Origin of the sequence: Pectobacterium carotovorum (genome assembly GCF_900129615.1) — a bacterium.
In the GTDB taxonomy this organism is placed as follows: Bacteria; Pseudomonadota; Gammaproteobacteria; order Enterobacterales; family Enterobacteriaceae; genus Pectobacterium; species Pectobacterium carotovorum.
The window spans coordinates 1-24,965 of record NZ_FQWI01000018.1 but is presented as its reverse complement, the minus strand read 5'-3'; the positions used below and the strand labels follow the sequence as shown (position 1 = coordinate 24,965).

General features: G+C 48.5%; 44 protein-coding genes. 38 read left to right on the top strand and 6 right to left on the bottom strand.

The window, feature by feature from the left end; all coding sequences use genetic code 11:
- From BUB06_RS21615 to BUB06_RS21460, 32 genes are all read left to right on the top strand, one after another.
- The coding region (locus BUB06_RS21615; protein ID WP_411600481.1) for an EF-Tu C-terminal domain-related protein at positions 1–85 on the top strand (85 nt) is incomplete at its 5' end.
- A gap of 204 nt (positions 86–289) precedes the next feature.
- A complete protein-coding gene (gene bfd, locus BUB06_RS21610) occupies positions 290–484 on the top strand; it encodes a bacterioferritin-associated ferredoxin (RefSeq protein WP_005970281.1) in 195 nt (64 codons plus the stop codon).
- A gap of 72 nt (positions 485–556) precedes the next feature.
- Positions 557–1,030 carry a bacterioferritin gene (bfr, locus tag BUB06_RS21605; protein WP_010304949.1) on the top strand — a complete coding sequence of 158 codons (474 nt, stop codon included), beginning with the start codon at positions 557–559 and terminating at the stop codon, positions 1,028–1,030.
- Between the two features lie 304 nt (positions 1,031–1,334).
- The gene (rpsJ, locus tag BUB06_RS21600; protein WP_001181005.1) at positions 1,335–1,646 is read left to right on the top strand and encodes a 30S ribosomal protein S10; all 312 of its coding nucleotides are present in this window, start codon (positions 1,335–1,337) and stop codon (positions 1,644–1,646) included.
- Between the two features lie 32 nt (positions 1,647–1,678).
- Positions 1,679–2,308 (top strand): 50S ribosomal protein L3, encoded by a 630-nt coding sequence (rplC, locus tag BUB06_RS21595; RefSeq protein WP_010304941.1) that lies wholly within the window; start codon positions 1,679–1,681, stop codon positions 2,306–2,308.
- A 10-nt stretch (positions 2,309–2,318) separates the two neighbouring features.
- Entirely contained in the window at positions 2,319–2,924 is a 606-nt protein-coding gene (gene rplD / locus BUB06_RS21590; RefSeq protein ID WP_010304939.1) for a 50S ribosomal protein L4, read from the top strand.
- Complete coding sequence (rplW, locus tag BUB06_RS21585; protein WP_005970277.1) at positions 2,921–3,223, top strand: 50S ribosomal protein L23; 303 nt, start codon at positions 2,921–2,923, stop codon at positions 3,221–3,223. Before rplD ends, rplW begins: the two co-directional genes overlap by 4 nt.
- Before the next feature lie 17 nt (positions 3,224–3,240).
- On the top strand, positions 3,241–4,062 hold the full coding sequence (rplB, locus tag BUB06_RS21580; RefSeq protein ID WP_010286179.1) for a 50S ribosomal protein L2: 822 nt from the start codon (positions 3,241–3,243) through the stop codon (positions 4,060–4,062).
- 16 nt (positions 4,063–4,078) lie between these two features.
- Positions 4,079–4,357: a 30S ribosomal protein S19 gene (rpsS, locus tag BUB06_RS21575; RefSeq protein WP_004929772.1), complete on the top strand. Its 279-nt coding sequence runs from the start codon at positions 4,079–4,081 to the stop codon at positions 4,355–4,357.
- Positions 4,358–4,371: 14 nt separating this feature from the next.
- Complete coding sequence (gene rplV / locus BUB06_RS21570) at positions 4,372–4,704, top strand: 50S ribosomal protein L22 (protein ID WP_005970275.1); 333 nt, start codon at positions 4,372–4,374, stop codon at positions 4,702–4,704.
- Between the two features lie 17 nt (positions 4,705–4,721).
- Positions 4,722–5,423 carry a 30S ribosomal protein S3 gene (gene rpsC, locus BUB06_RS21565; RefSeq protein ID WP_005970274.1) on the top strand — a complete coding sequence of 234 codons (702 nt, stop codon included), beginning with the start codon at positions 4,722–4,724 and terminating at the stop codon, positions 5,421–5,423.
- A 12-nt stretch (positions 5,424–5,435) separates the two neighbouring features.
- Positions 5,436–5,846, top strand: coding sequence for a 50S ribosomal protein L16 (gene rplP, locus BUB06_RS21560; RefSeq protein ID WP_005970273.1), 411 nt, complete (start codon positions 5,436–5,438; stop codon positions 5,844–5,846).
- Entirely contained in the window at positions 5,846–6,037 is a 192-nt protein-coding gene (rpmC, locus tag BUB06_RS21555) for a 50S ribosomal protein L29 (protein ID WP_005970272.1), read from the top strand. The genes rplP and rpmC overlap by 1 nt, the downstream gene beginning before the upstream one ends.
- Positions 6,037–6,291 (top strand): 30S ribosomal protein S17, encoded by a 255-nt coding sequence (gene rpsQ, locus BUB06_RS21550; RefSeq protein ID WP_010286161.1) that lies wholly within the window; start codon positions 6,037–6,039, stop codon positions 6,289–6,291. The genes rpmC and rpsQ overlap by 1 nt, the downstream gene beginning before the upstream one ends.
- 161 nt (positions 6,292–6,452) lie before the next feature.
- Positions 6,453–6,824, top strand: coding sequence for a 50S ribosomal protein L14 (gene rplN, locus BUB06_RS21545; protein ID WP_000613954.1), 372 nt, complete (start codon positions 6,453–6,455; stop codon positions 6,822–6,824).
- Between the two features lie 10 nt (positions 6,825–6,834).
- Entirely contained in the window at positions 6,835–7,149 is a 315-nt protein-coding gene (gene rplX / locus BUB06_RS21540) for a 50S ribosomal protein L24 (RefSeq protein WP_005970267.1), read from the top strand.
- Positions 7,150–7,163: 14 nt separating this feature from the next.
- On the top strand, positions 7,164–7,703 hold the full coding sequence (gene rplE, locus BUB06_RS21535) for a 50S ribosomal protein L5 (protein WP_005970265.1): 540 nt from the start codon (positions 7,164–7,166) through the stop codon (positions 7,701–7,703).
- A 13-nt stretch (positions 7,704–7,716) separates the two neighbouring features.
- Complete coding sequence (gene rpsN / locus BUB06_RS21530) at positions 7,717–8,022, top strand: 30S ribosomal protein S14 (RefSeq protein ID WP_010286114.1); 306 nt, start codon at positions 7,717–7,719, stop codon at positions 8,020–8,022.
- A gap of 33 nt (positions 8,023–8,055) precedes the next feature.
- Entirely contained in the window at positions 8,056–8,448 is a 393-nt protein-coding gene (gene rpsH / locus BUB06_RS21525) for a 30S ribosomal protein S8 (RefSeq protein ID WP_005970261.1), read from the top strand.
- 12 nt (positions 8,449–8,460) lie between these two features.
- On the top strand, positions 8,461–8,994 hold the full coding sequence (gene rplF, locus BUB06_RS21520; RefSeq protein ID WP_005970259.1) for a 50S ribosomal protein L6: 534 nt from the start codon (positions 8,461–8,463) through the stop codon (positions 8,992–8,994).
- Between the two features lie 9 nt (positions 8,995–9,003).
- On the top strand, positions 9,004–9,357 hold the full coding sequence (gene rplR / locus BUB06_RS21515; protein ID WP_010286111.1) for a 50S ribosomal protein L18: 354 nt from the start codon (positions 9,004–9,006) through the stop codon (positions 9,355–9,357).
- 14 nt (positions 9,358–9,371) lie between these two features.
- Entirely contained in the window at positions 9,372–9,872 is a 501-nt protein-coding gene (rpsE, locus tag BUB06_RS21510; RefSeq protein ID WP_005970257.1) for a 30S ribosomal protein S5, read from the top strand.
- Positions 9,873–9,877: 5 nt separating this feature from the next.
- Positions 9,878–10,057 carry a 50S ribosomal protein L30 gene (rpmD, locus tag BUB06_RS21505; RefSeq protein WP_004846568.1) on the top strand — a complete coding sequence of 60 codons (180 nt, stop codon included), beginning with the start codon at positions 9,878–9,880 and terminating at the stop codon, positions 10,055–10,057.
- Positions 10,058–10,060: 3 nt separating this feature from the next.
- On the top strand, positions 10,061–10,495 hold the full coding sequence (gene rplO / locus BUB06_RS21500; protein WP_010286086.1) for a 50S ribosomal protein L15: 435 nt from the start codon (positions 10,061–10,063) through the stop codon (positions 10,493–10,495).
- Between the two features lie 7 nt (positions 10,496–10,502).
- Positions 10,503–11,834, top strand: a complete 1,332-nt coding sequence (gene secY, locus BUB06_RS21495) for a preprotein translocase subunit SecY (RefSeq protein ID WP_010286083.1) — start codon at positions 10,503–10,505, stop codon at positions 11,832–11,834.
- Between the two features lie 33 nt (positions 11,835–11,867).
- Positions 11,868–11,984: a 50S ribosomal protein L36 gene (gene rpmJ / locus BUB06_RS21490; protein WP_002227352.1), complete on the top strand. Its 117-nt coding sequence runs from the start codon at positions 11,868–11,870 to the stop codon at positions 11,982–11,984.
- Positions 11,985–12,130: 146 nt separating this feature from the next.
- Positions 12,131–12,487, top strand: coding sequence for a 30S ribosomal protein S13 (rpsM, locus tag BUB06_RS21485; RefSeq protein ID WP_010286058.1), 357 nt, complete (start codon positions 12,131–12,133; stop codon positions 12,485–12,487).
- Positions 12,488–12,503: 16 nt separating this feature from the next.
- Positions 12,504–12,893: a 30S ribosomal protein S11 gene (gene rpsK, locus BUB06_RS21480; protein WP_002919257.1), complete on the top strand. Its 390-nt coding sequence runs from the start codon at positions 12,504–12,506 to the stop codon at positions 12,891–12,893.
- A 30-nt stretch (positions 12,894–12,923) separates the two neighbouring features.
- Complete coding sequence (gene rpsD, locus BUB06_RS21475) at positions 12,924–13,544, top strand: 30S ribosomal protein S4 (RefSeq protein WP_010286047.1); 621 nt, start codon at positions 12,924–12,926, stop codon at positions 13,542–13,544.
- Between the two features lie 25 nt (positions 13,545–13,569).
- Entirely contained in the window at positions 13,570–14,559 is a 990-nt protein-coding gene (locus tag BUB06_RS21470; protein ID WP_005970247.1) for a DNA-directed RNA polymerase subunit alpha, read from the top strand.
- A 40-nt stretch (positions 14,560–14,599) separates the two neighbouring features.
- Positions 14,600–14,992, top strand: coding sequence for a 50S ribosomal protein L17 (rplQ, locus tag BUB06_RS21465; protein ID WP_005970246.1), 393 nt, complete (start codon positions 14,600–14,602; stop codon positions 14,990–14,992).
- A gap of 210 nt (positions 14,993–15,202) precedes the next feature.
- Positions 15,203–15,415, top strand: a complete 213-nt coding sequence (locus tag BUB06_RS21460) for an alternative ribosome-rescue factor A (protein WP_039476382.1) — start codon at positions 15,203–15,205, stop codon at positions 15,413–15,415.
- Between the two features lie 30 nt (positions 15,416–15,445).
- Here BUB06_RS21460 and mscL read toward each other — a convergent pair whose 3' ends face one another.
- The 5 genes from mscL to def form a co-directional block, all read right to left on the bottom strand.
- Entirely contained in the window at positions 15,446–15,859 is a 414-nt protein-coding gene (gene mscL, locus BUB06_RS21455) for a large-conductance mechanosensitive channel protein MscL (RefSeq protein WP_039476380.1), read from the bottom strand.
- A 91-nt stretch (positions 15,860–15,950) separates the two neighbouring features.
- Entirely contained in the window at positions 15,951–17,327 is a 1,377-nt protein-coding gene (gene trkA, locus BUB06_RS21450; protein WP_010304922.1) for a Trk system potassium transporter TrkA, read from the bottom strand.
- 56 nt (positions 17,328–17,383) lie between these two features.
- Entirely contained in the window at positions 17,384–18,673 is a 1,290-nt protein-coding gene (gene rsmB, locus BUB06_RS21445) for a 16S rRNA (cytosine(967)-C(5))-methyltransferase RsmB (RefSeq protein WP_039476378.1), read from the bottom strand.
- A 67-nt stretch (positions 18,674–18,740) separates the two neighbouring features.
- Positions 18,741–19,688, bottom strand: coding sequence for a methionyl-tRNA formyltransferase (gene fmt, locus BUB06_RS21440; protein WP_039476374.1), 948 nt, complete (start codon positions 19,686–19,688; stop codon positions 18,741–18,743).
- A 23-nt stretch (positions 19,689–19,711) separates the two neighbouring features.
- Positions 19,712–20,224, bottom strand: coding sequence for a peptide deformylase (gene def, locus BUB06_RS21435; RefSeq protein ID WP_039476371.1), 513 nt, complete (start codon positions 20,222–20,224; stop codon positions 19,712–19,714).
- A gap of 128 nt (positions 20,225–20,352) precedes the next feature.
- Here def and dprA point away from each other — a divergent pair, with 128 nt between their 5' ends.
- The 6 genes from dprA to BUB06_RS21405 are packed head-to-tail and all read left to right on the top strand — an operon-like array spanning position 20,353 to position 24,160.
- Positions 20,353–21,474, top strand: coding sequence for a DNA-protecting protein DprA (gene dprA, locus BUB06_RS21430; protein ID WP_039476368.1), 1,122 nt, complete (start codon positions 20,353–20,355; stop codon positions 21,472–21,474).
- Positions 21,446–21,919: a DUF494 family protein gene (locus BUB06_RS21425; protein ID WP_039476367.1), complete on the top strand. Its 474-nt coding sequence runs from the start codon at positions 21,446–21,448 to the stop codon at positions 21,917–21,919. Before dprA ends, BUB06_RS21425 begins: the two co-directional genes overlap by 29 nt.
- A 20-nt stretch (positions 21,920–21,939) precedes the next feature.
- Positions 21,940–22,497 carry a DNA topoisomerase family protein gene (locus BUB06_RS21420; protein ID WP_010309857.1) on the top strand — a complete coding sequence of 186 codons (558 nt, stop codon included), beginning with the start codon at positions 21,940–21,942 and terminating at the stop codon, positions 22,495–22,497.
- The gene (gene tsaC / locus BUB06_RS21415) at positions 22,490–23,059 is read left to right on the top strand and encodes an L-threonylcarbamoyladenylate synthase type 1 TsaC (protein ID WP_039476363.1); all 570 of its coding nucleotides are present in this window, start codon (positions 22,490–22,492) and stop codon (positions 23,057–23,059) included. Before BUB06_RS21420 ends, tsaC begins: the two co-directional genes overlap by 8 nt.
- A gap of 19 nt (positions 23,060–23,078) precedes the next feature.
- Positions 23,079–23,906 carry a shikimate dehydrogenase gene (gene aroE / locus BUB06_RS21410; RefSeq protein ID WP_039476362.1) on the top strand — a complete coding sequence of 276 codons (828 nt, stop codon included), beginning with the start codon at positions 23,079–23,081 and terminating at the stop codon, positions 23,904–23,906.
- A complete protein-coding gene (locus BUB06_RS21405; RefSeq protein ID WP_010309848.1) occupies positions 23,903–24,160 on the top strand; it encodes a DUF1488 family protein in 258 nt (85 codons plus the stop codon). Before aroE ends, BUB06_RS21405 begins: the two co-directional genes overlap by 4 nt.
- Here the strand turns inward: BUB06_RS21405 and BUB06_RS21400 are convergent.
- Positions 24,145–24,693, bottom strand: a complete 549-nt coding sequence (locus BUB06_RS21400) for a gamma carbonic anhydrase family protein (protein ID WP_029369157.1) — start codon at positions 24,691–24,693, stop codon at positions 24,145–24,147. The genes BUB06_RS21405 and BUB06_RS21400 overlap by 16 nt on opposite strands.
- Positions 24,694–24,965: the final 272 nt, after the last annotated feature.

The following is a 24,965-nucleotide window of genomic DNA, read 5'->3' as shown; positions in this document are numbered from 1 at the left end:
CGCGATGGACGACGGTTTGCGTTTCGCAATCCGTGAAGGCGGCCGTACAGTAGGCGCGGGCGTTGTTGCTAAAGTTATCGCTTAATCGCTGATAAACTTAATGCATGAAAAAGGCACTTCGGTGCCTTTTTTTACGTCCGAATGATTAGATGGGAATTGAAATAAAAATAATTCTTATTTAGAATGGCTCGATTGGTTAAAAAATCGCTAGGAGCGGTTTCAAATGCTGGTTGTAGTGTCCTGAAAGGTAGTGCGAAAGACACTCGCGATAACAATGAGTCATTCTGATATGTATGTTTGTTTGTGCAATGCGATTTCTGACAAAGTCATTCGTAATGCTGTTCGTCAGCACCAACCTCAATCTATGCAACAATTACGCAAACTCGTTCCTATCGGGACAGATTGCGGTAAGTGTATTCGTCAGGCACGTGTCATTTTTGAGGAAGAGCAGGCTAAAATTCCTGATATGTATGAAGTAGCATAAAATGTAGGGTTGTTTTTTTGACTCTCTGCTTACCGGTTCTACACTTTAAGAACTGGAGCGGAGGAGCATGTCATGAAAGGCGATAAAAAAGTCATCACACACCTGAATAAGTTATTGGGCAACGAGCTGGTAGCCATTAACCAATATTTTCTTCATGCCCGAATGTTTAAAAACTGGGGCTTAACCCGTCTTAACGATCACGAATATCATGAGTCTATTGACGAAATGAAACATGCTGATCGCTACATCGAACGAATCTTGTTTCTCGAAGGCATCCCGAATCTACAGGATTTGGGTAAGTTAAATATTGGCGAGGATGTCGAGGAGATTTTACGTTCTGATCTTCAACTTGAATTGGATGGTGCAAAGAGTTTGCGTGAGGCAATTGCCTATGCTGATTCGGTGCATGACTACGTCAGCAGAGATTTAATGATAGAAATTCTTGCTGATGAAGAAGGGCACATCGACTGGTTGGAAACGGAGTTAGATTTGATTTCACGTCTTGGTATACAAAACTATCTTCAAGCTCAGCTAAAAGCTGAGTAACTGATTATCGTAGCCTGCTATGTAATTTATGCCCCAATCCGGCCGGACTGCGCACATTGCTCCGGCCGCGTTAAAATCATTTCATCCTGCTTGTTGCTTCCCCAGCCAATTTGCGTATAATGCGCGAGCTTACTGAAACTAGGTAAGCCTGATTCAATCTGAATCAGACGGCCAATATTCATTTATTGACCAAAACAATACTCCCGATATGGGGGTTATGTGCTGACGATTACACTCCCCCATCAATCGAAATGGGTGTGAGGAGTAATCATTTACGTTTATAAATAATTGGAGCTCTGGTCTCATGCAGAACCAAAGAATCCGTATCCGCCTGAAAGCGTTTGATCATCGTCTGATTGATCAATCAACTGCGGAAATCGTCGAGACTGCTAAGCGCACTGGTGCGCAAGTACGTGGTCCGATCCCGCTGCCGACCCGCAAAGAGCGCTTTACCGTTCTGATTTCTCCGCACGTCAATAAAGATGCGCGCGATCAGTACGAGATTCGCACTCACAAGCGTCTGGTTGACATCGTTGAGCCAACCGAGAAAACCGTTGATGCTCTGATGCGTCTGGATCTGGCTGCTGGTGTAGACGTGCAGATCAGCCTGGGTTAATCAGGTCATTGAGCGATTGAGAGGTTGAAACAATGATTGGTTTAGTCGGTAAAAAAGTGGGCATGACCCGTATCTTCACTGAAGATGGCGTATCTATCCCCGTAACCGTTATCGAAATTGAAGCAAACCGCGTAACTCAGGTTAAAGACCTGGCTAACGACGGTTACCGCGCTGTGCAAGTAACTACTGGTGCTAAAAAAGCAAACCGTGTTACCAAGCCAGAAGCAGGTCACTTTGCTAAAGCTGGCGTAGAAGCTGGCCGTACTCTGCGTGAATTCCGTCTTTCTGAAGGCGAAGAGTTCACTGTAGGTCAGAGCATCAGTGTCGAAATTTTCGCAGACGTTAAAAAAGTAGACGTTACTGGTACATCTAAAGGTAAAGGTTTTGCTGGCACAGTTAAGCGCTGGAATTTCCGTACTCAGGATGCTACTCACGGTAACTCCTTGTCCCACCGCGTTCCGGGTTCTATCGGTCAGAACCAGACTCCGGGCAAAGTGTTCAAAGGCAAGAAAATGGCAGGCCAGCTGGGTAACGAACGTGTAACCGTTCAGAGCCTGGACGTAGTGCGTGTTGACGCTGAGCGCAACCTGCTGCTGGTTAAAGGTGCTGTTCCGGGAGCTACCGGTAGCGACCTGATCGTTAAACCAGCTGTGAAGGCGTGAGGAGATAGCAATGGAATTAGTATTGAAAGACGCGCAAAGCGCGCTGACTGTTTCCGAAACTACCTTCGGTCGTGATTTCAACGAAGCGCTGGTACATCAGGTTGTTGTTGCTTATGCAGCAGGTGCCCGTCAAGGTACTCGCGCCCAGAAGACCCGTGCTGAAGTAACTGGTTCCGGTAAAAAACCTTGGCGTCAGAAAGGTACTGGCCGTGCGCGTTCTGGTTCTGTTAAGAGCCCGATCTGGCGTTCCGGTGGTGTGACCTTCGCTGCTAAGCCACAGGACCACAGTCAGAAAGTTAACAAAAAGATGTACCGCGGCGCGCTGAAAAGCATTCTGTCCGAACTGGTACGTCAAGATCGTCTGATCGTTGTCGAGACGTTCTCTGTAGAAGCACCTAAAACTAAGTTGCTGGCGCAGAAACTGAAAGATATGGCACTGGAAGACGTGTTGATCATCACCGGTGAACTGGATGAGAATCTGTTCCTGGCTGCGCGTAACCTGTACAAGGTTGACGTGCGTGATGCAGCAGGTATCGACCCAGTTAGCTTGATCGCCTTCGACAAAGTCGTTATGACTGCTGATGCAGTTAAGCAAGTTGAGGAGATGCTGGCATGATCCGTGAAGAACGTCTGCTGAAAGTACTGCGCGCGCCGCACGTATCTGAAAAAGCATCTACCGCGATGGAAAAAACTAACACCATCGTTCTCAAAGTTGCTAAAGACGCGACTAAAGCAGAGATTGTTGCTGCTGTAGAGAAACTGTTCGAAGTAGAAGTTAAAGACGTAAACACCCTGGTAGTTAAGGGTAAAGTTAAGCGTCACGGACAGCGTATTGGTCGTCGCAGCGACTGGAAAAAAGCTTACGTCACCCTGAAAGAAGGCCAGAATCTGGACTTCATCGGCGGCGCTGAGTAAGTCGGAGGAGAAAGACAATGGCAGTTGTTAAATGTAAACCGACATCTCCGGGTCGTCGCCACGTTGTTAAAGTGGTTAACCCTGAGCTGCACAAGGGCAAACCTTATGCCCCGTTGCTGGAAAAGAACAGCAAATCCGGTGGCCGTAACAACAATGGCCGCATCACTACCCGTCACATCGGTGGTGGTCACAAACAGCAATATCGTCTGATTGACTTCAAACGCAATAAAGATGGTATTCCTGCGGTTGTTGAGCGTCTGGAGTATGACCCGAACCGTTCCGCGAATATCGCGCTGGTTCTGTACAAAGACGGCGAACGTCGTTACATCCTGGCGCCGAAAGGCCTGAAAGCCGGCGATCAGATTCAATCTGGCGTTGATGCTGCGATTAAAGCGGGTAACACCCTGCCGATGCGTAACATTCCAGTCGGTTCAACGGTTCATAACGTAGAAATGAAACCAGGTAAAGGCGGCCAATTGGCTCGTTCTGCTGGTGCTTACGTTCAGATCGTTGCTCGTGACGGTTCTTACGTTACCCTGCGTCTGCGTTCTGGCGAAATGCGTAAAGTCGAATCCGACTGCCGCGCTACGCTGGGCGAAGTCGGCAACGCTGAGCACATGCTTCGCGTTCTGGGTAAAGCTGGTGCTGCACGCTGGCGTGGTGTTCGTCCTACCGTTCGCGGTACGGCAATGAACCCAGTCGACCACCCACACGGTGGTGGTGAAGGTCGTAACTTTGGTAAGCACCCGGTTAGTCCGTGGGGCGTTCAGACCAAAGGTAAGAAGACCCGCAGCAACAAGCGTACTGATAAATTTATCGTACGTCGCCGTACTAAATAATCTTAGAGGATAAACCATGCCACGTTCTCTCAAGAAAGGTCCATTTATTGACCTGCACTTGCTGAAGAAGGTAGAGAAAGCGGTGGAAAGCGGAGACAAGAAGCCTTTGCGCACTTGGTCCCGTCGTTCAACGATCTTTCCAAATATGATCGGTTTGACCATCGCTGTCCATAATGGTCGTCAGCACGTTCCGGTGTTTGTTTCCGATGAAATGGTCGGTCACAAACTGGGTGAATTCGCGCCGACTCGTACTTATCGCGGCCATGCGGCCGACAAAAAGGCCAAGAAGCGCTAAGGTAGGAGGAAGAGATGGAAACTATCGCTAAACATTGCCACGCTCGTTCTTCTGCTCAAAAGGTTCGCCTGGTGGCAGACCTGATTCGCGGTAAGAAAGTGTCGCAAGCTCTGGAAGTTCTGACCTACACCAACAAGAAAGCTGCTGGTCTGGTTAAAAAAGTGCTGGAGTCTGCTATTGCTAACGCAGAACACAACGATGGCGCTGACATTGATGATCTGAAAGTCGCGAAAATCTTCGTTGACGAAGGCCCAAGCATGAAGCGCATTATGCCGCGTGCTAAAGGTCGTGCGGATCGCATCCTGAAGCGTACCAGCCACATTACTGTGGTTGTGTCCGATCGCTGAGACTCTGGAGACTAGCAATGGGTCAGAAAGTACATCCTAATGGTATTCGCCTGGGTATTGTCAAACCTTGGAACTCTACCTGGTATGCGAATACCAAAGAATTCGCTGACAACCTGGACAGCGATTTTAAAGTTCGTAAATACCTGACGAAGGAACTGGAGAAGGCTTCCGTTTCTCGTATCGTTATCGAACGTCCGGCAAAAAGCATTCGTGTGACTATTCACACTGCTCGCCCGGGTATCGTGATCGGTAAAAAAGGTGAAGATGTTGAGAAACTGCGTAAAGTCGTAGCGGATATCGCTGGCGTACCTGCACAGATCAATATCGCAGAAGTTCGTAAACCTGAACTGGACGCAAAACTGGTTGCTGACAGCATCACTTCTCAGCTGGAGCGTCGTGTGATGTTCCGTCGTGCTATGAAGCGTGCGGTACAGAACGCCATGCGTCTGGGCGCTAAAGGTATTAAAGTTGAAGTAAGTGGCCGTCTTGGCGGCGCTGAAATCGCGCGTACCGAATGGTACCGTGAAGGTCGTGTTCCGTTGCACACACTGCGTGCGGATATCGACTACAACACCTCCGAAGCGCACACCACTTATGGTGTTATCGGTGTGAAAGTGTGGATCTTCAAAGGTGAGATCCTGGGTGGTATGGCTGCCGTTGAACAACCGGAAAAACCGGCTGCTCAACCTAAAAAGCAGCAGCGTAAAGGCCGCAAGTAAGGAGAGTCGCTGATGTTACAACCAAAGCGTACAAAATTCCGTAAGGTGCACAAGGGCCGCAACCGTGGTCTGGCGCAGGGTACGGATGTTAGCTTCGGCACTTTCGGTCTGAAAGCTGTTGGCCGCGGTCGCCTGACTGCTCGTCAAATCGAAGCTGCACGTCGTGCCATGACCCGTGCTGTTAAGCGTCAAGGTAAGATCTGGATCCGTGTATTCCCGGACAAACCGATCACCGAGAAACCGCTTGAAGTTCGTATGGGTAAAGGTAAAGGTAACGTAGAATATTGGGTTGCCTTGATTCAGCCAGGTAAAGTCCTGTACGAAATGGACGGTGTGCCGGAAGAGTTAGCCCGTGAGGCATTCCAACTGGCAGCAGCGAAACTGCCTATCAAAACCACCTTTGTAACTAAGACGGTGATGTAATGAAAGCAAATGAGCTGCGTGAAAAAAGCGTCGAAGAGCTGAACACTGAACTGCTCGGCCTGCTGCGCGAGCAATTTAACCTGCGTATGCAGGCTGCCAGTGGTCAGTTGCAACAGACTCACCTGGTAAAACAAGTGCGTCACAATATTGCACGTGTTAAGACTTTACTGACTGAGAAGGCGGGTGCGTAATGACCGATAAAATCCGTACTCTGCAAGGTCGTGTTGTAAGCGACAAAATGGAGAAATCCATGGTTGTTGCTATCGAACGTTTTGTGAAACACCCGCTTTACGGTAAATTCATTAAGCGTACGACTAAGCTGCACGTACATGACGAGAACAATGAATGCGGTATCGGTGACGTGGTTGAAATCCGCGAATGCCGCCCGCTGTCCAAAAATAAGTCTTGGACACTTGTTCGCGTTGTAGAGAAAGCGATTCTGTAATAAAGTAGCGCTCTTCTCTTATGATAAACGGCTCTGCAAAGGGCCGTTTATTTTTTCTACCCATACCAAGGAAGCGGTGTTATAATGCTGCGCCCTCAATTATGGGGTATTTAATGGCCCGAAAGGGTCCTAGAGTAGTAGTTGACAAGCGGAGCACTAAAATGATCCAAGAACAGACTATGCTGAACGTGGCCGATAATTCCGGTGCACGTCGCGTAATGTGTATCAAGGTTCTAGGTGGCTCGCACCGTCGCTACGCAGGCGTCGGCGATATCATCAAAATTACCATCAAGGAAGCAATTCCTCGCGGTAAGGTGAAGAAAGGCGATGTTCTGAAGGCGGTAGTGGTGCGCACCAAGAAGGGTGTTCGTCGCCCGGACGGTTCTGTCATTCGCTTCGATGGCAATGCTTGCGTTATTTTAAATAATAACAGCGAACAGCCTATCGGTACGCGTATTTTTGGGCCGGTAACTCGTGAACTGCGTAATGAGAAGTTCATGAAAATTATCTCTCTGGCACCAGAAGTACTTTAAGGAGCGAATCATGGCAGCGAAAATCCGTCGTGATGACGAAGTTATTGTGCTAACCGGTAAAGATAAAGGTAAGCGCGGTAAAGTAAAAAATGTCCTGTCTGCTAGTAAGGTCATTGTTGAAGGTATTAACCTGGTTAAAAAACATCAGAAGCCGGTTCCGGCCCTGAACCAACCAGGCGGCATCGTTGAAAAAGAAGCTGCAATTCAAGTTTCTAACCTTGCAATCTTCAATGCGGCAACTGGTAAGGCTGACCGTGTAGGCTTTAGATTCGAAGACGGAAAAAAAGTCCGTTTCTTTAAATCTAATAGCGAAACTATCAAGTAATTTGGAGTAGTACGATGGCGAAACTGCATGATTACTACAAAGACGAAGTAGTTAAGAAACTCATGACTGAGTTTAACTACAATTCTGTCATGCAAGTCCCTCGGGTCGAGAAGATCACCCTGAACATGGGTGTTGGTGAAGCGATCGCTGACAAGAAACTGCTGGATAACGCAGCAGCTGATCTGGCAGCTATCTCCGGTCAAAAACCGTTGATCACCAAAGCACGCAAATCTGTTGCAGGCTTCAAAATCCGTCAGGGCTATCCGATCGGCTGTAAAGTAACTCTGCGTGGCGAACGCATGTGGGAGTTCCTTGAGCGTCTGATTTCCATTGCTGTACCGCGTATTCGTGACTTCCGTGGCTTGTCCGCTAAGTCATTCGATGGTCGTGGTAACTACAGCATGGGTGTGCGTGAGCAGATCATCTTCCCGGAAATCGACTACGATAAAGTCGATCGCGTTCGTGGTTTGGACATTACCATTACCACTACTGCGAAATCCGATGATGAAGGCCGTGCGCTGTTGGCCGCCTTTAACTTCCCATTCCGCAAGTAAGGTAGGGTTACTAATGGCTAAGCAATCCATGAAAGCACGCGAAGTTGTTCGTGTGAAACTGGCTGAAAAATACCGCGCTAAACGCGAGGAATTGAAAGCTATCATCTCTGGTGTGAACTCATCCGACGAAGATCGTTGGGATGCAGTTCTTAAGCTGCAGACTCTGCCGCGTGATTCCAGCCCGTCTCGTCAGCGTAACCGCTGCCGCCAAACTGGTCGTCCGCACGCTTTCCTGCGGAAGTTCGGGTTGAGCCGTATCAAGGTCCGTGAAGCCGCTATGCGCGGTGAAATTCCGGGTCTGAAAAAGGCTAGCTGGTAATTGTCACCAATTGAATCACGGGAGTAAAGACAGATGAGCATGCAAGATCCGATCGCGGATATGCTGACCCGTATCCGTAACGGTCAAGCCGCGAACAAAGTTGCGGTCACCATGCCTTCCTCCAAGCTGAAAGTGGCAATTGCCAACGTGCTGAAGGAAGAAGGTTACATTGAAGATTTCAAAATCGAAGGCGACACCAAGCCAGTTCTGGAATTAGAACTTAAATATTTCCAGGGCAAGGCAGTGGTAGAAAGCATTCAGCGAGTAAGCCGTCCAGGTCTGCGCATCTATAAAAGAAAAGATGAGCTGCCAAAAGTTATGGCCGGTTTGGGTATCGCAGTTGTTTCTACCTCTAAAGGTGTTATGACTGATCGTGCAGCTCGCCAGGCTGGTCTTGGTGGCGAGATTATCTGCTACGTAGCTTAATCGGGAGGAAAAATGTCTCGTGTTGCAAAAGCACCCGTCGTCATTCCTGCCGGCGTAGAGGTAAAACTCAACGGTCAGGATGTTTCGATTAAGGGTAAAAACGGCGAGCTGAGTCGTAAGATCCATGATGCTGTTGAAGTGAAACAAGCTGACAACGCTCTGACTTTCGCTCCGCGCGAAGGTTTCGTTGACGGATGGGCCCAAGCGGGTACCACTCGCGCTCTGTTGAACGCAATGGTTATCGGTGTTACCGAAGGCTTCACTAAGAAGCTGCAACTGGTTGGTGTTGGTTATCGTGCTGCTGTTAAAGGCAACGTGGTTAACCTGTCTCTCGGGTTTTCTCACCCAGTAGAGCATGCACTGCCGGCAGGTATTACTGCAGAATGCCCAAGCCAAACTGAAATCGTACTGAAAGGTGCTGATAAGCAGGTTATTGGTCAGGTTGCTGCGGAATTACGCGCCTACCGTCGTCCTGAGCCTTATAAAGGCAAGGGTGTCCGTTACGCCGACGAAGTCGTGCGTACCAAAGAGGCTAAGAAGAAGTAAGGTAACACTATGGATAAGAAAGCAGCTCGTATCCGTCGTGCGACCCGCGCACGCCGCAAGCTCCAGGAACTGGGTGCGACGCGTCTGGTGGTACATCGTACTCCACGCCATATTTATGCGCAGGTCATTGCACCGAACGGTTCTGAAGTCCTGGTAGCCGCTTCTACTGTAGAAAAAGCTATCGCTGAACAACTGAAGTCTACCGGTAATAAAGACGCAGCAAGTGCAATAGGTAAAGCTATTGCAGAACGCGCGTTAGAAAAAGGCATCAAAGATGTCTCTTTCGACCGTTCCGGTTTCCAATATCATGGTCGAGTCCAAGCACTGGCAGATGCTGCCCGTGAAGCTGGCCTTCAGTTCTAAGGTAGAGGTGTAAGATGGCTCACATCGAGAAACAAGCTGGCGAACTGCAGGAAAAGCTGATCGCGGTAAATCGCGTATCTAAAACCGTTAAAGGTGGTCGTATTTTCAGCTTCACCGCACTGACTGTAGTGGGTGATGGCAACGGCCGCGTTGGTTTTGGTTACGGTAAAGCTCGCGAAGTTCCAGCAGCGATCCAGAAAGCGATGGAAAAAGCCCGTCGCAATATGATGAATGTCGCGCTGAACAACGGCACCCTGCAGCACCCAGTTAAAGGTGCTCACACGGGTTCTCGTGTGTTCATGCAGCCAGCTTCCGAAGGTACCGGTATTATTGCCGGTGGTGCAATGCGCGCCGTTTTGGAAGTTGCAGGGGTTCACAACGTATTGGCTAAAGCCTATGGTTCCACTAACCCGATTAACGTGGTTCGTGCGACGATTGATGGTTTGGCCAATATGAAGTCCCCGGAAATGGTCGCTGCCAAGCGTGGTAAATCCGTTGAAGAAATTCTGGGGTAATGACCGTGGCAAAGACTATTAAAATTACTCAAACCCGTAGTGCAATCGGTCGTCTGCCGAAACATAAGGCGACACTGCTTGGCCTGGGTCTGCGTCGTATTGGTCATACAGTTGAACGTGAGGATACTCCTGCGGTTCGCGGTATGGTCAACGCGGTTTCCTACATGGTTAAAGTAGAGGAGTAACAGATGCGTTTAAATACTCTGTCTCCGGCCGAAGGTGCTAAACACGCACCGAAGCGTTTAGGTCGTGGTATCGGTTCTGGCCTGGGCAAAACCAGTGGTCGTGGTCACAAAGGTCAGAACTCTCGTTCTGGCGGTGGCGTGCGTCGTGGTTTTGAAGGTGGTCAGATGCCTTTATATCGTCGTCTGCCGAAATTCGGTTTTACTTCTCGCAAAGCGATGATCACGGCAGAAGTTCGTCTGTCTGATTTAGCTAAAGTAGAAGGCGACGTGGTTGACCTGAATACGCTGAAAGCCGCTAATGTTATTGGCATTCAGATTGAGTTCGCGAAAGTGATTCTGTCTGGTGAAGTTGCTCGTCCGGTAACGATTCGTGGTCTGCGTGTCACTAAAGGTGCTCGTGCTGCTATCGAAACTGCTGGCGGTAAAATTGAGGAATAAGTAGCAGATGGCTAAGCAACCAGGATTAGATTTTCAAAGTGCTAAAGGCGGAGTTGGTGAACTGAAGCGCAGACTTTTGTTTGTTATCGGTGCGCTAATTGTTTTCCGTATTGGCTCTTTTATCCCAATTCCTGGTATTGATGCCACTGTGCTTGCCAAATTGCTTGAACAGCAGCGAGGCACCATCATTGAAATGTTTAACATGTTCTCTGGTGGTGCTCTCAGCCGTGCTTCTATCTTTGCACTGGGTATTATGCCGTATATTTCGGCGTCGATTATTATCCAGTTGCTGACGGTGGTTCATCCTGCGTTGGCTGAAATAAAGAAAGAAGGGGAAGCTGGCCGTCGTAAGATCAGCCAGTATACCCGCTACGGTACCTTGGTATTGGCTATATTCCAGTCTATCGGTATTGCTACCGGTTTGCCGAATATGCCTGGAATGCAAGACTTGGTGATAAATCCAGGCTTTGCTTTCTACTTTACCGCTGTTGTGAGCCTGGTTACTGGGACAATGTTCCTGATGTGGCTGGGAGAACAGATTACGGAACGTGGTATCGGTAACGGTATCTCGATCATAATCTTCGCTGGTATTGTTGCGGGACTACCGCCGGCCATTGGCCATACCATCGAGCAAGCTCGGCAAGGCGACCTGCACTTCCTCCTGTTGCTGTTGGTTGCAGTTTTAGTGTTTGCAGTAACCTTCTTCGTTGTTTTCGTTGAGCGTGGTCAACGCCGTATCGTCGTTAACTATGCAAAACGTCAACAGGGTCGTCGTGTTTATGCAGCACAGAGTACGCATTTACCGCTGAAGGTGAACATGGCTGGGGTTATCCCTGCAATTTTCGCCTCCAGTATTATTCTGTTCCCAGCCACGATTGCATCTTGGTTTGGGGGCGGTACCGGTTGGAACTGGCTGACAACTATTTCGCTGTATTTGCAGCCCGGACAACCGCTTTATGTGTTACTCTATGCGTCTGCAATCATCTTCTTCTGTTTCTTCTACACTGCGTTGGTTTTCAACCCACGCGAAACAGCAGATAACCTGAAGAAGTCCGGTGCATTCGTGCCAGGAATTCGTCCGGGAGAGCAAACGGCGAAATATATCGATAAAGTGATGACTCGCCTGACTCTGATTGGTGCGATGTATATTACTTTTATCTGCCTGATCCCGGAGTTTATGCGTGACGCAATGAAAGTACCTTTCTATTTCGGGGGTACATCTTTATTGATCGTTGTTGTCGTCATCATGGACTTTATGGCTCAAGTGCAAACTCTGATGATGTCGAGTCAATATGAGTCTGCATTGAAGAAAGCAAACCTGAAAGGCTATAACCGTTAATTAGGTGAGCTTGAGAAGTTACGGAGAGTAAAAATGAAAGTTCGTGCTTCCGTCAAGAAATTATGTCGTAACTGTAAGATTGTTAAGCGTAACGGTGTCGTTCGTGTGATCTGCAGTGCCGAGCCGAAGCATAAACAGCGTCAAGGCTGATTATCTCGCATATTTTTCTTGCAAAGTTGGATTGAGCTGGCTAGATTAGCCAGCCAATCTTTTGTATGTAGCTGCAACATTATTTGAGTATCCTGAAAACGGGCTTTTCAGAATGGTGTTGCTGTATAAAATTGTAGGAGTGCATAGTGGCCCGTATAGCAGGCATTAACATTCCTGATCATAAACATACCGTTATTGCGTTAACGTCGATTTTCGGTATCGGTAAAACCCGGTCGCAGGCTATTTGTGCTGCAACAGGGATTGCCGAAGATGTTAAGATCAGTGAGCTGTCTGAAGAGCAAATCGATAAGCTGCGTGACGAAGTTGCCAAGTTTGTTGTAGAAGGTGATCTGCGTCGTGAAGTTACCCTGAGCATCAAGCGTCTTATGGACCTTGGTACTTATCGTGGTTTGCGTCATCGTCGTGGTCTGCCGGTTCGCGGTCAGCGTACCAAGACTAACGCCCGTACCCGTAAGGGTCCGCGCAAACCGATCAAGAAATAATCGGGGTGATTGAATAATGGCAAAGGCACCTATTCGTGCACGTAAGCGTGTAAGAAAGCAAGTCTCTGACGGTGTGGCTCATATCCATGCTTCTTTCAACAACACCATCGTAACCATTACTGATCGTCAGGGTAATGCGCTGGGTTGGGCAACTGCCGGTGGTTCCGGCTTCCGTGGTTCTCGTAAATCTACGCCGTTCGCTGCTCAGGTAGCTGCAGAACGTTGCGCAGAGGCCGTGAAAGAGTACGGTATTAAGAACCTGGAAGTTATGGTTAAAGGACCTGGTCCGGGCCGTGAGTCTACTATCCGCGCATTGAACGCGGCTGGTTTCCGCATCACTAATATTACTGATGTGACTCCGATCCCTCATAACGGTTGTCGTCCGCCGAAAAAGCGCCGCGTATAACGCCGCTTTTAGGATTGTTGGAGAAAGAAAATGGCAAGATATTTGGGTCCTAAGCTCAAGCTGAGCCGTCGTGAAGGCACCGACCTGTTCCTGAAGTCTGGTGTTCGTGCGATCGATTCCAAGTGTAAAATTGAACAAGCTCCTGGCCAGCACGGTGCGCGTAAACCGCGTCTGTCTGACTATGGTGTACAGTTGCGTGAAAAGCAAAAAGTTCGCCGTATCTACGGTGTTCTGGAGCGTCAGTTCCGTAACTATTATAAAGAAGCTGCACGTCTGAAAGGCAACACAGGTGCAAACCTGCTGCAACTGCTGGAAGGTCGTCTGGATAACGTTGTTTATCGTATGGGTTTTGGTGCCACTCGTGCTGAAGCACGTCAGATGGTAAGCCACAAAGCTATCATGGTAAACGGTCGCGTTGTTAGCATCGCTTCTTATCAGGTATCCCCGAATGACGTAGTCAGCATCCGTGAGAAAGCGAAAAAGCAATCTCGCGTGAAAGCCGCTCTGGAGCTGGCTGAACAGCGTGAAAAGCCAACTTGGCTGGAAGTTGATGCTGCCAAGATGGAAGGTGTGTTCAAACGTATTCCTGAACGTACCGATCTGTCTGCGGACATTAATGAACACCTGATCGTCGAGCTTTACTCCAAGTAAAGCTTAGTACCAAAGAGAGGACACAATGCAGGGTTCTGTGACAGAGTTTCTAAAACCGCGCCTGGTTGATATCGAGCAAGTGAGTTCGACGCACGCCAAGGTGACCCTTGAGCCATTAGAGCGAGGCTTCGGCCATACTCTTGGCAACGCACTGCGCCGTATTCTGCTTTCATCCATGCCAGGTTGCGCGGTGACCGAGGTTGAGATTGATGGTGTACTGCATGAGTACAGCACCAAAGAAGGCGTACAGGAAGATATCCTGGAAATCCTGCTCAACCTGAAAGGGCTGGCGGTGAGAGTTCAAGGCAAAGATGAAGTTATTCTTACCCTGAATAAATCTGGCATTGGCCCTGTGACTGCAGCCGACATCATCCATGATGGTGATGTCGAAATCGTCAAGCCGCAGCACTTAATTTGCCACCTGACCGATGAAAATGCATCTATTAGCATGCGTATCAAAGTTCAACGTGGTCGTGGTTATGTGCCGGCATCTGCCCGTATTCATACGGAAGAAGATGAGCGCCCGATCGGTCGTCTGTTAGTTGATGCTTGCTACAGCCCTGTAGAGCGTATTGCCTACAATGTTGAAGCAGCTCGTGTAGAACAGCGTACTGACCTGGACAAGCTAGTCATCGAAATGGAAACCAATGGCACGATCGATCCTGAAGAGGCGATCCGCCGTGCGGCAACCATTCTGGCTGAACAACTTGAAGCTTTTGTTGACTTACGTGATGTTCGTCAGCCAGAAGTTAAAGAAGAGAAACCAGAATTCGATCCGATTCTGCTGCGCCCTGTTGACGATCTGGAATTGACTGTCCGCTCTGCTAACTGCCTTAAGGCAGAAGCTATCCACTACATCGGTGATCTGGTACAGCGTACCGAGGTTGAGCTGCTCAAAACGCCTAACCTTGGTAAAAAATCTCTTACTGAGATTAAAGACGTACTGGCTTCCCGTGGTCTGTCTCTGGGCATGCGCCTGGAAAACTGGCCACCGGCAAGCATTGCTGATGAGTAACCAGATCACAGGTTAAGGTTTTACTGAGAAGGATAAGGTCATGCGCCATCGTAAGAGTGGTCGTCAACTGAACCGTAACAGCAGCCATCGTCAGGCTATGTTCCGTAACATGGCTAGTTCTTTGGTTCGTCATGAAATCATCAAGACGACCCTGCCGAAAGCGAAAGAGCTGCGTCGCGTTGTTGAACCGCTGATTACTCTTGCCAAGACCGACAGCGTTGCTAATCGTCGTCTGGCATTCGCCCGTACTCGTGATAACGAGATCGTGGCAAAACTGTTTAATGAACTGGGCCCGCGTTTCGCGAGCCGTGCCGGTGGTTACACTCGTATTCTGAAGTGTGGCTTCCGTGCTGGTGACAATGCGCCGATGGCATACATCGAGCTCGTTGATCGCTCAGTTTCGCAGACAGAAGAAGTGGCTACTGCAGAGTAATCTGTAAGAGCGTAAAAAAACCGGGGAAACCCGGTTTTTTTATATCTGAAATAAATCATTCTTTCGCATAAGTACACATTCTGAGCAATTATCTGTGTCTAAGCGAGCTGAAAAAATACATCCCGCCTGTTCCTATCTATCCATTTCGACTATATACTCTGCGCGTTTTATTGATGTACATATCACCCCCCGACTTTCTTAGGAGTAATGATGACCACATACAGTCATAAACGCGGGAAAATACAGGACAACGCCATTGAGGCATTGCTACATGACCCGCTGTTTCGCCAACGAATTGAAGTGAATGAAAAAGGAAAAGGAAGTTATCGTAGAAAAGAGAAGCACATGAAGAAAGGTAACTGGGAGGCCAGTGGTAAGCAATCAAATGATTATTTACCTCTGGCCTTTCTACTTTCTGCGTAACGATACTGAGTCTAGGCAGAAACTCAATTCTTACTGTCTAGTTTGTTGTTCTTTAAGTAAATCGCGAATTTCAGCTAATAGCTTCTCTTCTGCGCTAGGTTTTGGCGGTGCGGCTGGCGTATCTTCCTGTTTCCGACGCATTTTATTCATAAGCTTGATCGCTATAAAAATCGCGAAAGCGACGATGATAAAGTCAAAAATATTCTGGATGAAAGCGCCATAGTTCATGACAACGGCAGGAATTTCACCTTGGGCGTCACGAAGAATAAGGCTGAATTGTTTAAAATCGACACCACCAATCAAAAGTCCAAGTGGCGGCATAATAATATCTGATACCAGAGAAGAAACGATTTTGCCGAAAGCTGCGCCAATAATGACACCCACTGCCAAATCGACAACGTTGCCACGCATGGCAAACTCTCTGAATTCTTTAATGATGCTCATATCCGTTCTCCTTGCCAAAAATTATAAATTAATTCTAACCAATAGCCTCATCTTTGCCAGATTATCGATAAGCAATAAATGTGTTCCCACATTACAAAAAGAAGGGACTCGGTTGAAATAGACGTTCAACATCAGGTACAAATTTCTTGTCAGCCAAGAACATGATGACATGGTCACCTTGCTCAATTTTACTATTTGCGTTGGCAATGATGACGTCATCACCGCGAACAATTGCGCCTATAGTGGTACCGGGTGGAAGCTTAATATCTTCGATCATTCTGCCGACAACTTTCGATGTGCCTTCATCACCGTGGGCGATGGCCTCGATTGCTTCGGCTACACCACGACGTAAAGAGGATACGCTTACAATATCCGCCTTGCGGACGTGGCTAAGTAGCGCAGAAATTGTTGCCTGCTGTGGAGATATTGCGACATCGATGACGCTGCCCTGAACCAGATCGACATAAGCTCGGCGCTGGATAAGCACCATTACTTTTTTCGCGCCCATACGTTTAGCCAGCATAGCTGACATGATATTCGCTTCGTCATCGTTGGTAATGGCGATGAATACATCGATCTGCTCGATATGTTCTTCGGCGAGGAGCTCTTGATCTGAAGCATCACCATGGAATACGACCGTATTTTGCAGAAGCTCAGCCAGTTCCACAGCTCGGTCTGCATTTCGTTCTATCAACTTAATGCTGTAATCTTTTTCTAACCGCTGCGCTAGCCCTGCACCGACATTCCCGCCACCAACGATCATGATCCTTTTATAGGGTTTTTCAAGGCGCTGCAATTCGCTCATCACCGCGCGAATGTGCTGCGAAGCGGCGACAAAAAACACTTCATCTCCAGCTTCGATGATGGTGGAACCCTGTGGGCGAATCGGACGATCGTGACGAAAAATAGCCGCAACGCGGGTATCTACGTGAGGAATATGTTCGCGGAGTGAGGTAAGGGCATTACCCACTAGTGGTCCGCCATAGTAGGCATTAACTGCGGCAAGACTCACTTTACCTTCAGCGAAGTTGACGACCTGAAGTGCTCCGGGATATTCGATCAGTTTGTAAATGTTATCGATCACCAACTGTTCTGGGGAGATCAAGTGATCGATGGGAACCGCTTCTGGTAAAAACAGCTGTTCTGATTCGCGAATGTATTCAGCGGCGCGAATGCGTGCAATCCGGTTTGGGGTTTTAAAAAGAGAATAAGCAATCTGGCAGGCTACCATATTCGTTTCATCTGAATTGGTAACGGCTACCAGCATATCGGCATCTTCTGCCCCTGCTTCACGAAGCACTCGCGGGTGAGAGGCATAGCCCGTAACGACACGCAGGTCAAACTTATCCTGAAGCTGGCGTAACCGATTTGCATCAGTATCAACGACAGTGATGTCATTGTTTTCACCCGCTAGATTTTCCGCCAGTGTTCCGCCGACCTGACCCGCGCCAAGAATGATAATTTTCATAATAAGCCATGCCGTTTATTGATTGCTGTCTGTTGCAGACAATACTGGGTTTAATATCAGTTTTTTACCAGCTTCGCATAAAAGAAACCATCACCACCATCGGCATGAGGAAGCATCTGTATACCTGGCATTTCTCTTGTACCTGTATCAACCAGTTTTGCATCGGTATGGCGAGTTAGGAAATCTGTAACTTGTTGAGCATTTTCTTGCGGAAGAATGGAGCAGGTAGCATAGACCATTGTGCCGCCGGTTTTGAGATGTGGCCAAATGGCATCAAGGATCTCTTTTTGTAGCACAACCAGCTCTTCAATATCTCTGTCTCGGCGTAACCACTTAATATCAGGATGACGACGAATCACACCCGTGGCTGAGCATGGGGCATCCAACAGAATACGATCAAACACACGCCCTTCGCACCATGAATCGGGGTAACGTCCATCGCCTTGTTTTACTTCGGCATGCATTTGTAACCGCAGTAAATTTTCTTTTACCCGGCTTAAACGTGTTTCATCTACATCGACAGCGAGTACATGAGATTTTGGTGCCGCTTCTAAAATGTGTGTCGTTTTTCCGCCAGGTGCAGCGCAGAGATCGAGGATCTGTTCACCATCTTGTGGATCGAGCCAATAGACGCAGCCTTGAGCAGATGCATCTTGTACCGTTGCCCATCCTTGAGAAAATCCTGGCAATTGATCGACCGCACAGGGAGCAGCAAGTCGTATCGCATCGCTGTATTCAGCATGAGGAAATGCTTCGATTCCCTCTTGCTCTAACAAGTTTAAATACGCTTCACGTGTGTGGTGTAATCGATTCACACGTAACCACATTGGGGGGCGCTGATTATTTGCCTCAACAATACCTTGCCAGTGATTTGGATAGGCACGCTCAATGCGCGCCAGCAGCCAGCTTGGATGCAGGTAGTGAGATGAGTGAGTTGCCTCACGTTGAATCAGTTCTTCCTGCTGACGCTGAAATTGGCGTAATACGCCATTAATCAGCCCCTTGAGTTGCGGTTTTTTTAACGTCACAGCACCTTCTACTGTTTCAGCCAGCGCTGCATGTGGCGGGATCCGCGTATATTGCAGTTGGTAGATGCCGACCATGATGAGGTAGTGCAGCGTGCGTTGTTTACCTGTCAGAGGTTTAGCCATCAGTTGTTGAATACACCATTCCAACTGCGGTAAAACGCGTAATACGCCGAAGCAAAGCTCTTGCAAAAGTGCGCGATCTTTATCGGAGACTTCACGCTGATGAACAGGTAATAAGGCGCTGAGTGATTGCCCCTGATCCAGAACCTGTCCAACCACTTTTGCGGCAATACTGCGTAGATTGTATGAGCTTTTCATGTGTTAGCGATGACGTATACGTAAAAGAGAGAGGATATACCGGCATGGTGCCGGTATGAAAAATAGATTAGTCCAGTGTATTACCGGGAACGAACCACTCACGACGTGAGTTAAGCAGATCCTGCGCGCCCATGACTTTTTTGCCTGCGGGCTGCAATTCCTGAATATTCAAGATGCCATCGGCTGTTGCTACCTGAATGCCCTGCTTGTCTGCCTGTATGATTGTACCAGGCTGTGAGCCATGTGCTTTGGCGATGACCTCAGCTTTCCAGACTTTCACCGGTTGTTCATCGACGATGAAATAGCTGACTGGCCAAGGATTAAAAGCACGAATACAGCGCTCAAGCTGCTCAGCAGATAACTGCCAGTTTAGACGTGCTTCTTCTTTGCTGAGCTTTTCTGCATAGGTGGCAAGGGCGTCATTTTGTACTTCAGCGACAGCGCTACCATCAGCAAGCTGTTCCAGCGTTTCCAATAAGCCACGTGGGCCCAGCTCAGCAAGTTTATCGTACAACGTTGCGCTGGTATCTTGCTGCAGAATAGGGCACGAAATTTTGTGCAGCATTGCGCCAGTATCGAGCCCAACATCCATTTGCATGATCGTCACGCCGGTTTCACTATCCCCAGCCCACAATGCACGTTGAATGGGAGCCGCGCCGCGCCAGAGAGGCAACAGAGAACCGTGAACATTAATGCAGCCAAGGCGAGGCATGGATAGCACGGGCTGCGGCAGAATTAAGCCGTAGGCGACAACGACCATAACATCGGCATTTAACGCCTGAACCATCGCCTGGTTTTCTTCCGGCCGCAGAGATTTAGGCTGGAAAATGGGGATGCTGTGTTGCTCTGCCAGTACTTTTACTGGACTGGGAGTGAGCTTGTTGCCTCTGCCTGCTGGCCGATCGGGTTGGGTGAAAACGCCAACGACCTCATGGCCCGATGATAAAAGCGCGTCAAGGTGACGCGCGGCAAAGTCAGGGGTTCCGGCAAAGATTATGCGTAAAGAATCAGACACGGTGCTTCCTGTCAGGATGAAAATTATCGGGCTCGGCTATTCTGCTTAGCCAGTTTTTCCAGTTTTTGACGAATGCGCTGGCGTTTAAGTGGGGAAAGATAATCGATAAACAGTTTCCCAACCAAATGGTCCATTTCATGCTGAATACAAATGGCGAGTAGTTCGCTTGCTTCAAGTTCGAACTCTTTACCTTCACGATCCAATGCGCGCACTTTCACATGCTCTGCACGAGGAACCAGTGCACGCGTTTCAGGGATCGACAGGCAACCCTCTTCGATGCCCGTATCGCCGCTCTTTTCAATCAACTCGGGATTGATCAGCACCAGTCGTTGGTCTCGTTCTTCAGAGACGTCAATAACAATAATACGCTGATGAATATCGACTTGTGTCGCCGCCAGGCCAATACCTTCTTCTTCGTACATGGTGTCGAACATATCATCCACGATACGTTGAATATCTGCATTGACTTCTTTTACGGGCTGCGCAGTGATGCGGAGCCGCTCGTCTGGAAAATGTAATACCTGCAAAACTGACATATATGTTTAGATCTGTATCTGAATAGTGAGAGAGTCTTAATGCTCATTCTAGACATTTCCTGCCCCGATTGACAGCATCAGCACTGAATTGCAGCACTTATCTGAACAGAGTTGAGTAAGGGATGCCGATGCTATCAACGGAAATCTGGCTACGTATGACGGGCGTACGGCACCTAGGTGTCAGGCGTGCTCGGGCGATTGTCAGAAAGCTTATTGATTTAAACACGTTCGATAACGAGACCTTGAGAGCGTTAGGCCTGTCTGATGCTCAAATAGCCCAATTTTGTACCTACGATCGTAAGACTTTGGAAGAAACCCTTAATTGGTTGTCTTACCCCAATCACCATATCGTAACGTGTGAAGATGCCCTATATCCCTTTCTGCTGAGCAATGTTCGTGATTTTCCGCTTCTGCTCTTTGTTTCTGGTTCTCCTGAGTTGCTGGCATCGCCACAAATATCGATTATTGGTAGCCGGGGGAGCAGTGCTTACGGTGAACGCTGGGGATGTTTTTTTGCTCAGGAGCTGGCCGCAAATGAACTCACGGTGACAAGCGGGCTAGCGATTGGCATTGATGGTATTGCTCATCGTGCCGCTTTGGATACGGGAGGGAGAACCATTGCCGTGCTGGGAAGCGGGCTGGAGAATATTTATCCTAAGCGGCACGCTAAGCTTGCCGAACGTATTTGTGGCGATGGTGGCGCGCTGGTTTCCGAATTTCCCCTCGCTATGCCGCCTTTCCCAACCAACTTTCCCAGAAGAAATCGTATTATCAGCGGACTAGGGCTGGGTGTCCTGGTAATTGAAGCGTCTATCCGCAGTGGGTCGTTGGTTACAGCGCGTTATGCTTTGGAGCAAGGACGGGAAGTTTTTGCTCTGCCGGGACCGATTGGTAACCCTATGACTGAGGGGACACACTGGTTGATCCAGCAAGGTGCGAGCTTGGTTACACACCCTAAGGATATTCTTGAACAGTTGGTGAGTGAATTGCAGTGGCTACCGATGCAAAGCGGGCAAACTATTTCTAACGAAGAAGAGGATGGCGAATTGCCATTTGCCGACGTGTTGGCTAACGTAGGAGATGAGGTTACACCTGTTGACGTTGTCGCTGAACGTGCCGGCCAACCTGTGCCAGAGATAGTCACTAAGCTATTAGAGCTGGAGTTAGCAGGGTGGATCGCAGCAGTACCCGGCGGCTATGTCCGATTAAGGAGGGCAGGCCATGTTCGACGTACTCATGTACTTGTTTGAGAGTTACATCCACAATGAAACTGAAATACGTGTCGATCAGGATACGTTAACTGATGACCTCACCCGCGCTGGATTCCATCGTAACGATATCTATAGCGCGTTGAGTTGGCTGGAAAAACTGGCCGATATTCAGGAAGGGCAGACTGCGCCGCTTTATTTAGCGAACGATCCTCTTGCTATGCGGATCTATACGCAGGATGAGGCGTTGCGTCTTGATGCGGAATGTCGTGGCTTTTTATTGTTCCTTGAGCAAATTCAGGTTCTGAACCTTGAAACGCGGGAAATGATTATTGAACGCGTCATGGCGTTGGAAACGCAGGAGTTTGATCTGGAAGATCTGAAGTGGGTCATTCTCATGGTGCTTTTTAATGTGCCTGGTTGTGAGAATGCTTATCAGCAAATGGAAGAATTACTCTTTGAGGTCAATGACGGTTATGTGCAATAGCCAGAGGAATAACAGTTCGAATGGCTAAGCCTGCACTGTTTGCTGAAAAAAAACAGGAAATATGTCCAGACTGTGGGTCAGTGCTGGTTATCCGTTCTGGTCGGCACGGCCCATTTCTTGGCTGTTCTGCGTATCCAGAATGTGAGTTCATTCGCCCGCTGAAAGCACAAGCTGACGGACATATTGTCAAAGTGTTAGATGGGCAGCAATGTCCGCTTTGTCAGTCGACCTTGGTCTTACGACAAGGTCGTTATGGGATGTTCATCGGCTGTGGCAATTACCCCGAATGCCATCATACCGAGACTATCGATCGCCCTGATGAAACGGCGATTCGATGTCCACAGTGTAATGAAGGCACGCTGTTGCAGCGTAAATCTCGCTACGGCAAGGTGTTTCATTCTTGCGATCGCTATCCCGATTGCCAGTTTACGTTAAACCATAAGCCGATAGCGGGTGAATGCCCTTCTTGCCATTACGCTTTATTGTTTGAGAAAAAAACGGCACAAGGTATCAAGCTATTTTGTGCCAGTAAATTATGTGGAAAACCGATAGCGGCAGAAGTTGATAAGAATGAGTGATGTATCTGATGAACTAATGATTCCCGTTTTGCGGGAATTACATAACGAGCAGGTTATTGCGTACCCGACTGAAGCGGTATTTGGGTTGGGATGCGATCCTGATAGTGAAGTGGCGGTTAATCGCCTGCTGGCGTTAAAACAACGCCCCTGGCAAAAAGGGTTGATCCTGATTGCGGCAGATTTTAGCCAACTGGTTCCTTATATTGATGACAGTACGTTATCCGATGAGCAGAAGGCTGTGATGTTTTCCACATGGCCGGGGCCGGTTACTTGGGTATTGCCAGCAAAACGCACGACTCCGCAGTGGTTAACAGGGCAATTTTCTTCGCTTGCGGTGCGCGTTAGTGACCATCCGCTAGTCAAGGAACTGTGCCTGCGTTACGGTAAACCGTTGGTGTCGACCAGTGCTAATTTAAGTGGTCAACCTCCCTGCCGTACTGCTCAGGAAGTCTCTCAGCAGTTTGGTGATGATTTTCCTGTGCTAGTTGGGGACGTAGGCGGAAGAATGAACCCATCAGAAATCAGGGATGTATTAACAGGCGAGCTTATTCGTCAGGGGTAACGACAAGTTGGAGAGGAACGTGTCTGAAGTAACGTCTTTTGCGGTTTTTGGCAATCCGATTGCACATAGTAAATCACCTCGCATACATGAGCTATTTGCTGCACAGACGGGGATAACGTTGACATACCAGCGCGTGTTAGCGCCTCTGGATAATTTTGAGCAGATGCTGCGCCAGTATTTTCGTGATGGCGCTGGTGGGGCGAATGTGACTGCGCCCTTTAAAGAGCGGGCCTTTGCCGAAGCTGATGAGTGTAGCGAGTGTGCTGCGCTTGCGGGGGCGGTCAATACATTGAAGAGATTGAGTGACGGTCGCCTGTTTGGTGATAATACCGATGGCATCGGTTTGCTCAGCGATCTACAACGATTGGCGCTGGTGAAACCTCTGGATCGTGTTTTGCTGGTTGGTGCAGGTGGTGCGGCGCGGGGTGTTATCCAACCCCTGCTGGCCTATGGTTGTACAGTGGTGCTGGCGAATAGGACCTTTTCCAAGGCCGATGTCTTAGCTAAGATCTTCCGTGATATTGGTGATATTCAAGCTGTTGCTTTCGATGATTTACAGGGGCAGTCTTTCGATCTGATCATCAACGCCACATCTTCTGGTATGGACAACAGCGTTCCTAACTTACCGCCAGAGCTTATTTCTCCGGGAACGTGCTGTTATGACATGTTTTACCTGCCGCAACTGACCCCCTTTTTGTCATGGTGCGTACAGCATGGCGCTCTCCATTATGCAGATGGTTTGGGAATGCTGGTGGGGCAAGCGGCACATGCGTTTAAACTTTGGCATGGTGTTATGCCGGACGTGGAGCCAGTGATTGCTTTACTAAAGCAGGATCTTGCTAAATGAATCAGGCGATCCAGTTCCCCGATCGTGAAAGTTGGGATGATAAGGTAATGGCGATCCGCTTTCCCGTTTTAGTGAATGGCTTTCAGCAGGAATGTTTAGTCAGCGCAGAGCTGCTCCAGCAACGTTATGGCGGTGATAGCCCTGAACGGTGGCTGGCACTGTTCAGGGAGTATCGATGGGATCTTGAAGATGAACTGGAAAAAATGATCGTTGCTGAAGAATGGGATGATGAAGGTTATTACTCATTGTCCTGAGCAAGATATTCATCTTTCCAACGAACATAGTTGTTTGCCGAGTAAATCAACCCTTCTATTTCTTCTTGTGTGAGTGGCCGAATTTTTTTGACTGGGCTGCCGAGGTATAGATGTCCCTTCTCTAGCCGTTTTCCTGGAGGGACCAAGCTGCCTGCGCCAATCATGACATCATCTTCAACAATTGCTCCATCCAAGAGTATTGATCCCATTCCGACCAAAACCCGATTTCCTATTTGGCAACCGTGCAGCATTGCTTTATGGCCCACTGTAACGTCTTCACCAATAATAAGTGGATTACCTTCTGGTTTTTTCTCTGAGCAGTGGGTGACATGAAGTACAGAACCGTCCTGAACATTACTCCTTGCACCAATAGCAATGTAGTTAACATCACCGCGTATGGCGACAAGGGGCCAGATGCCGACATCATCGCCTAGTGTTACCTTGCCAATCACCACGCTGGAATGATCGACCATGACTCTTTCGCCTAAAACGGGAGAAATACCGTTATAACGGCGGAATGTTTTTGCACTCATCGACAACCTCGTAGTTATTTGCCACATACTGATTACTCGTTATTAGACAAAATATCGACAGATATGGGATGTCGGCAACTGAAAAGTGGCGTGGATCGAGTAAGATCTCATCGAAAGGGTCGAAAAACACGCGAACAGAAAAAAAGATCAAGAAAGTTGTTGTGTAACGAAAACGGATCCCTATAATGCGCCTCCATCGACACGGCGCTGTGAACACACAACCGGGTCGATAAAGAAAGAGAAAACACTTTAAAATAAGCGTTGACTCTGAA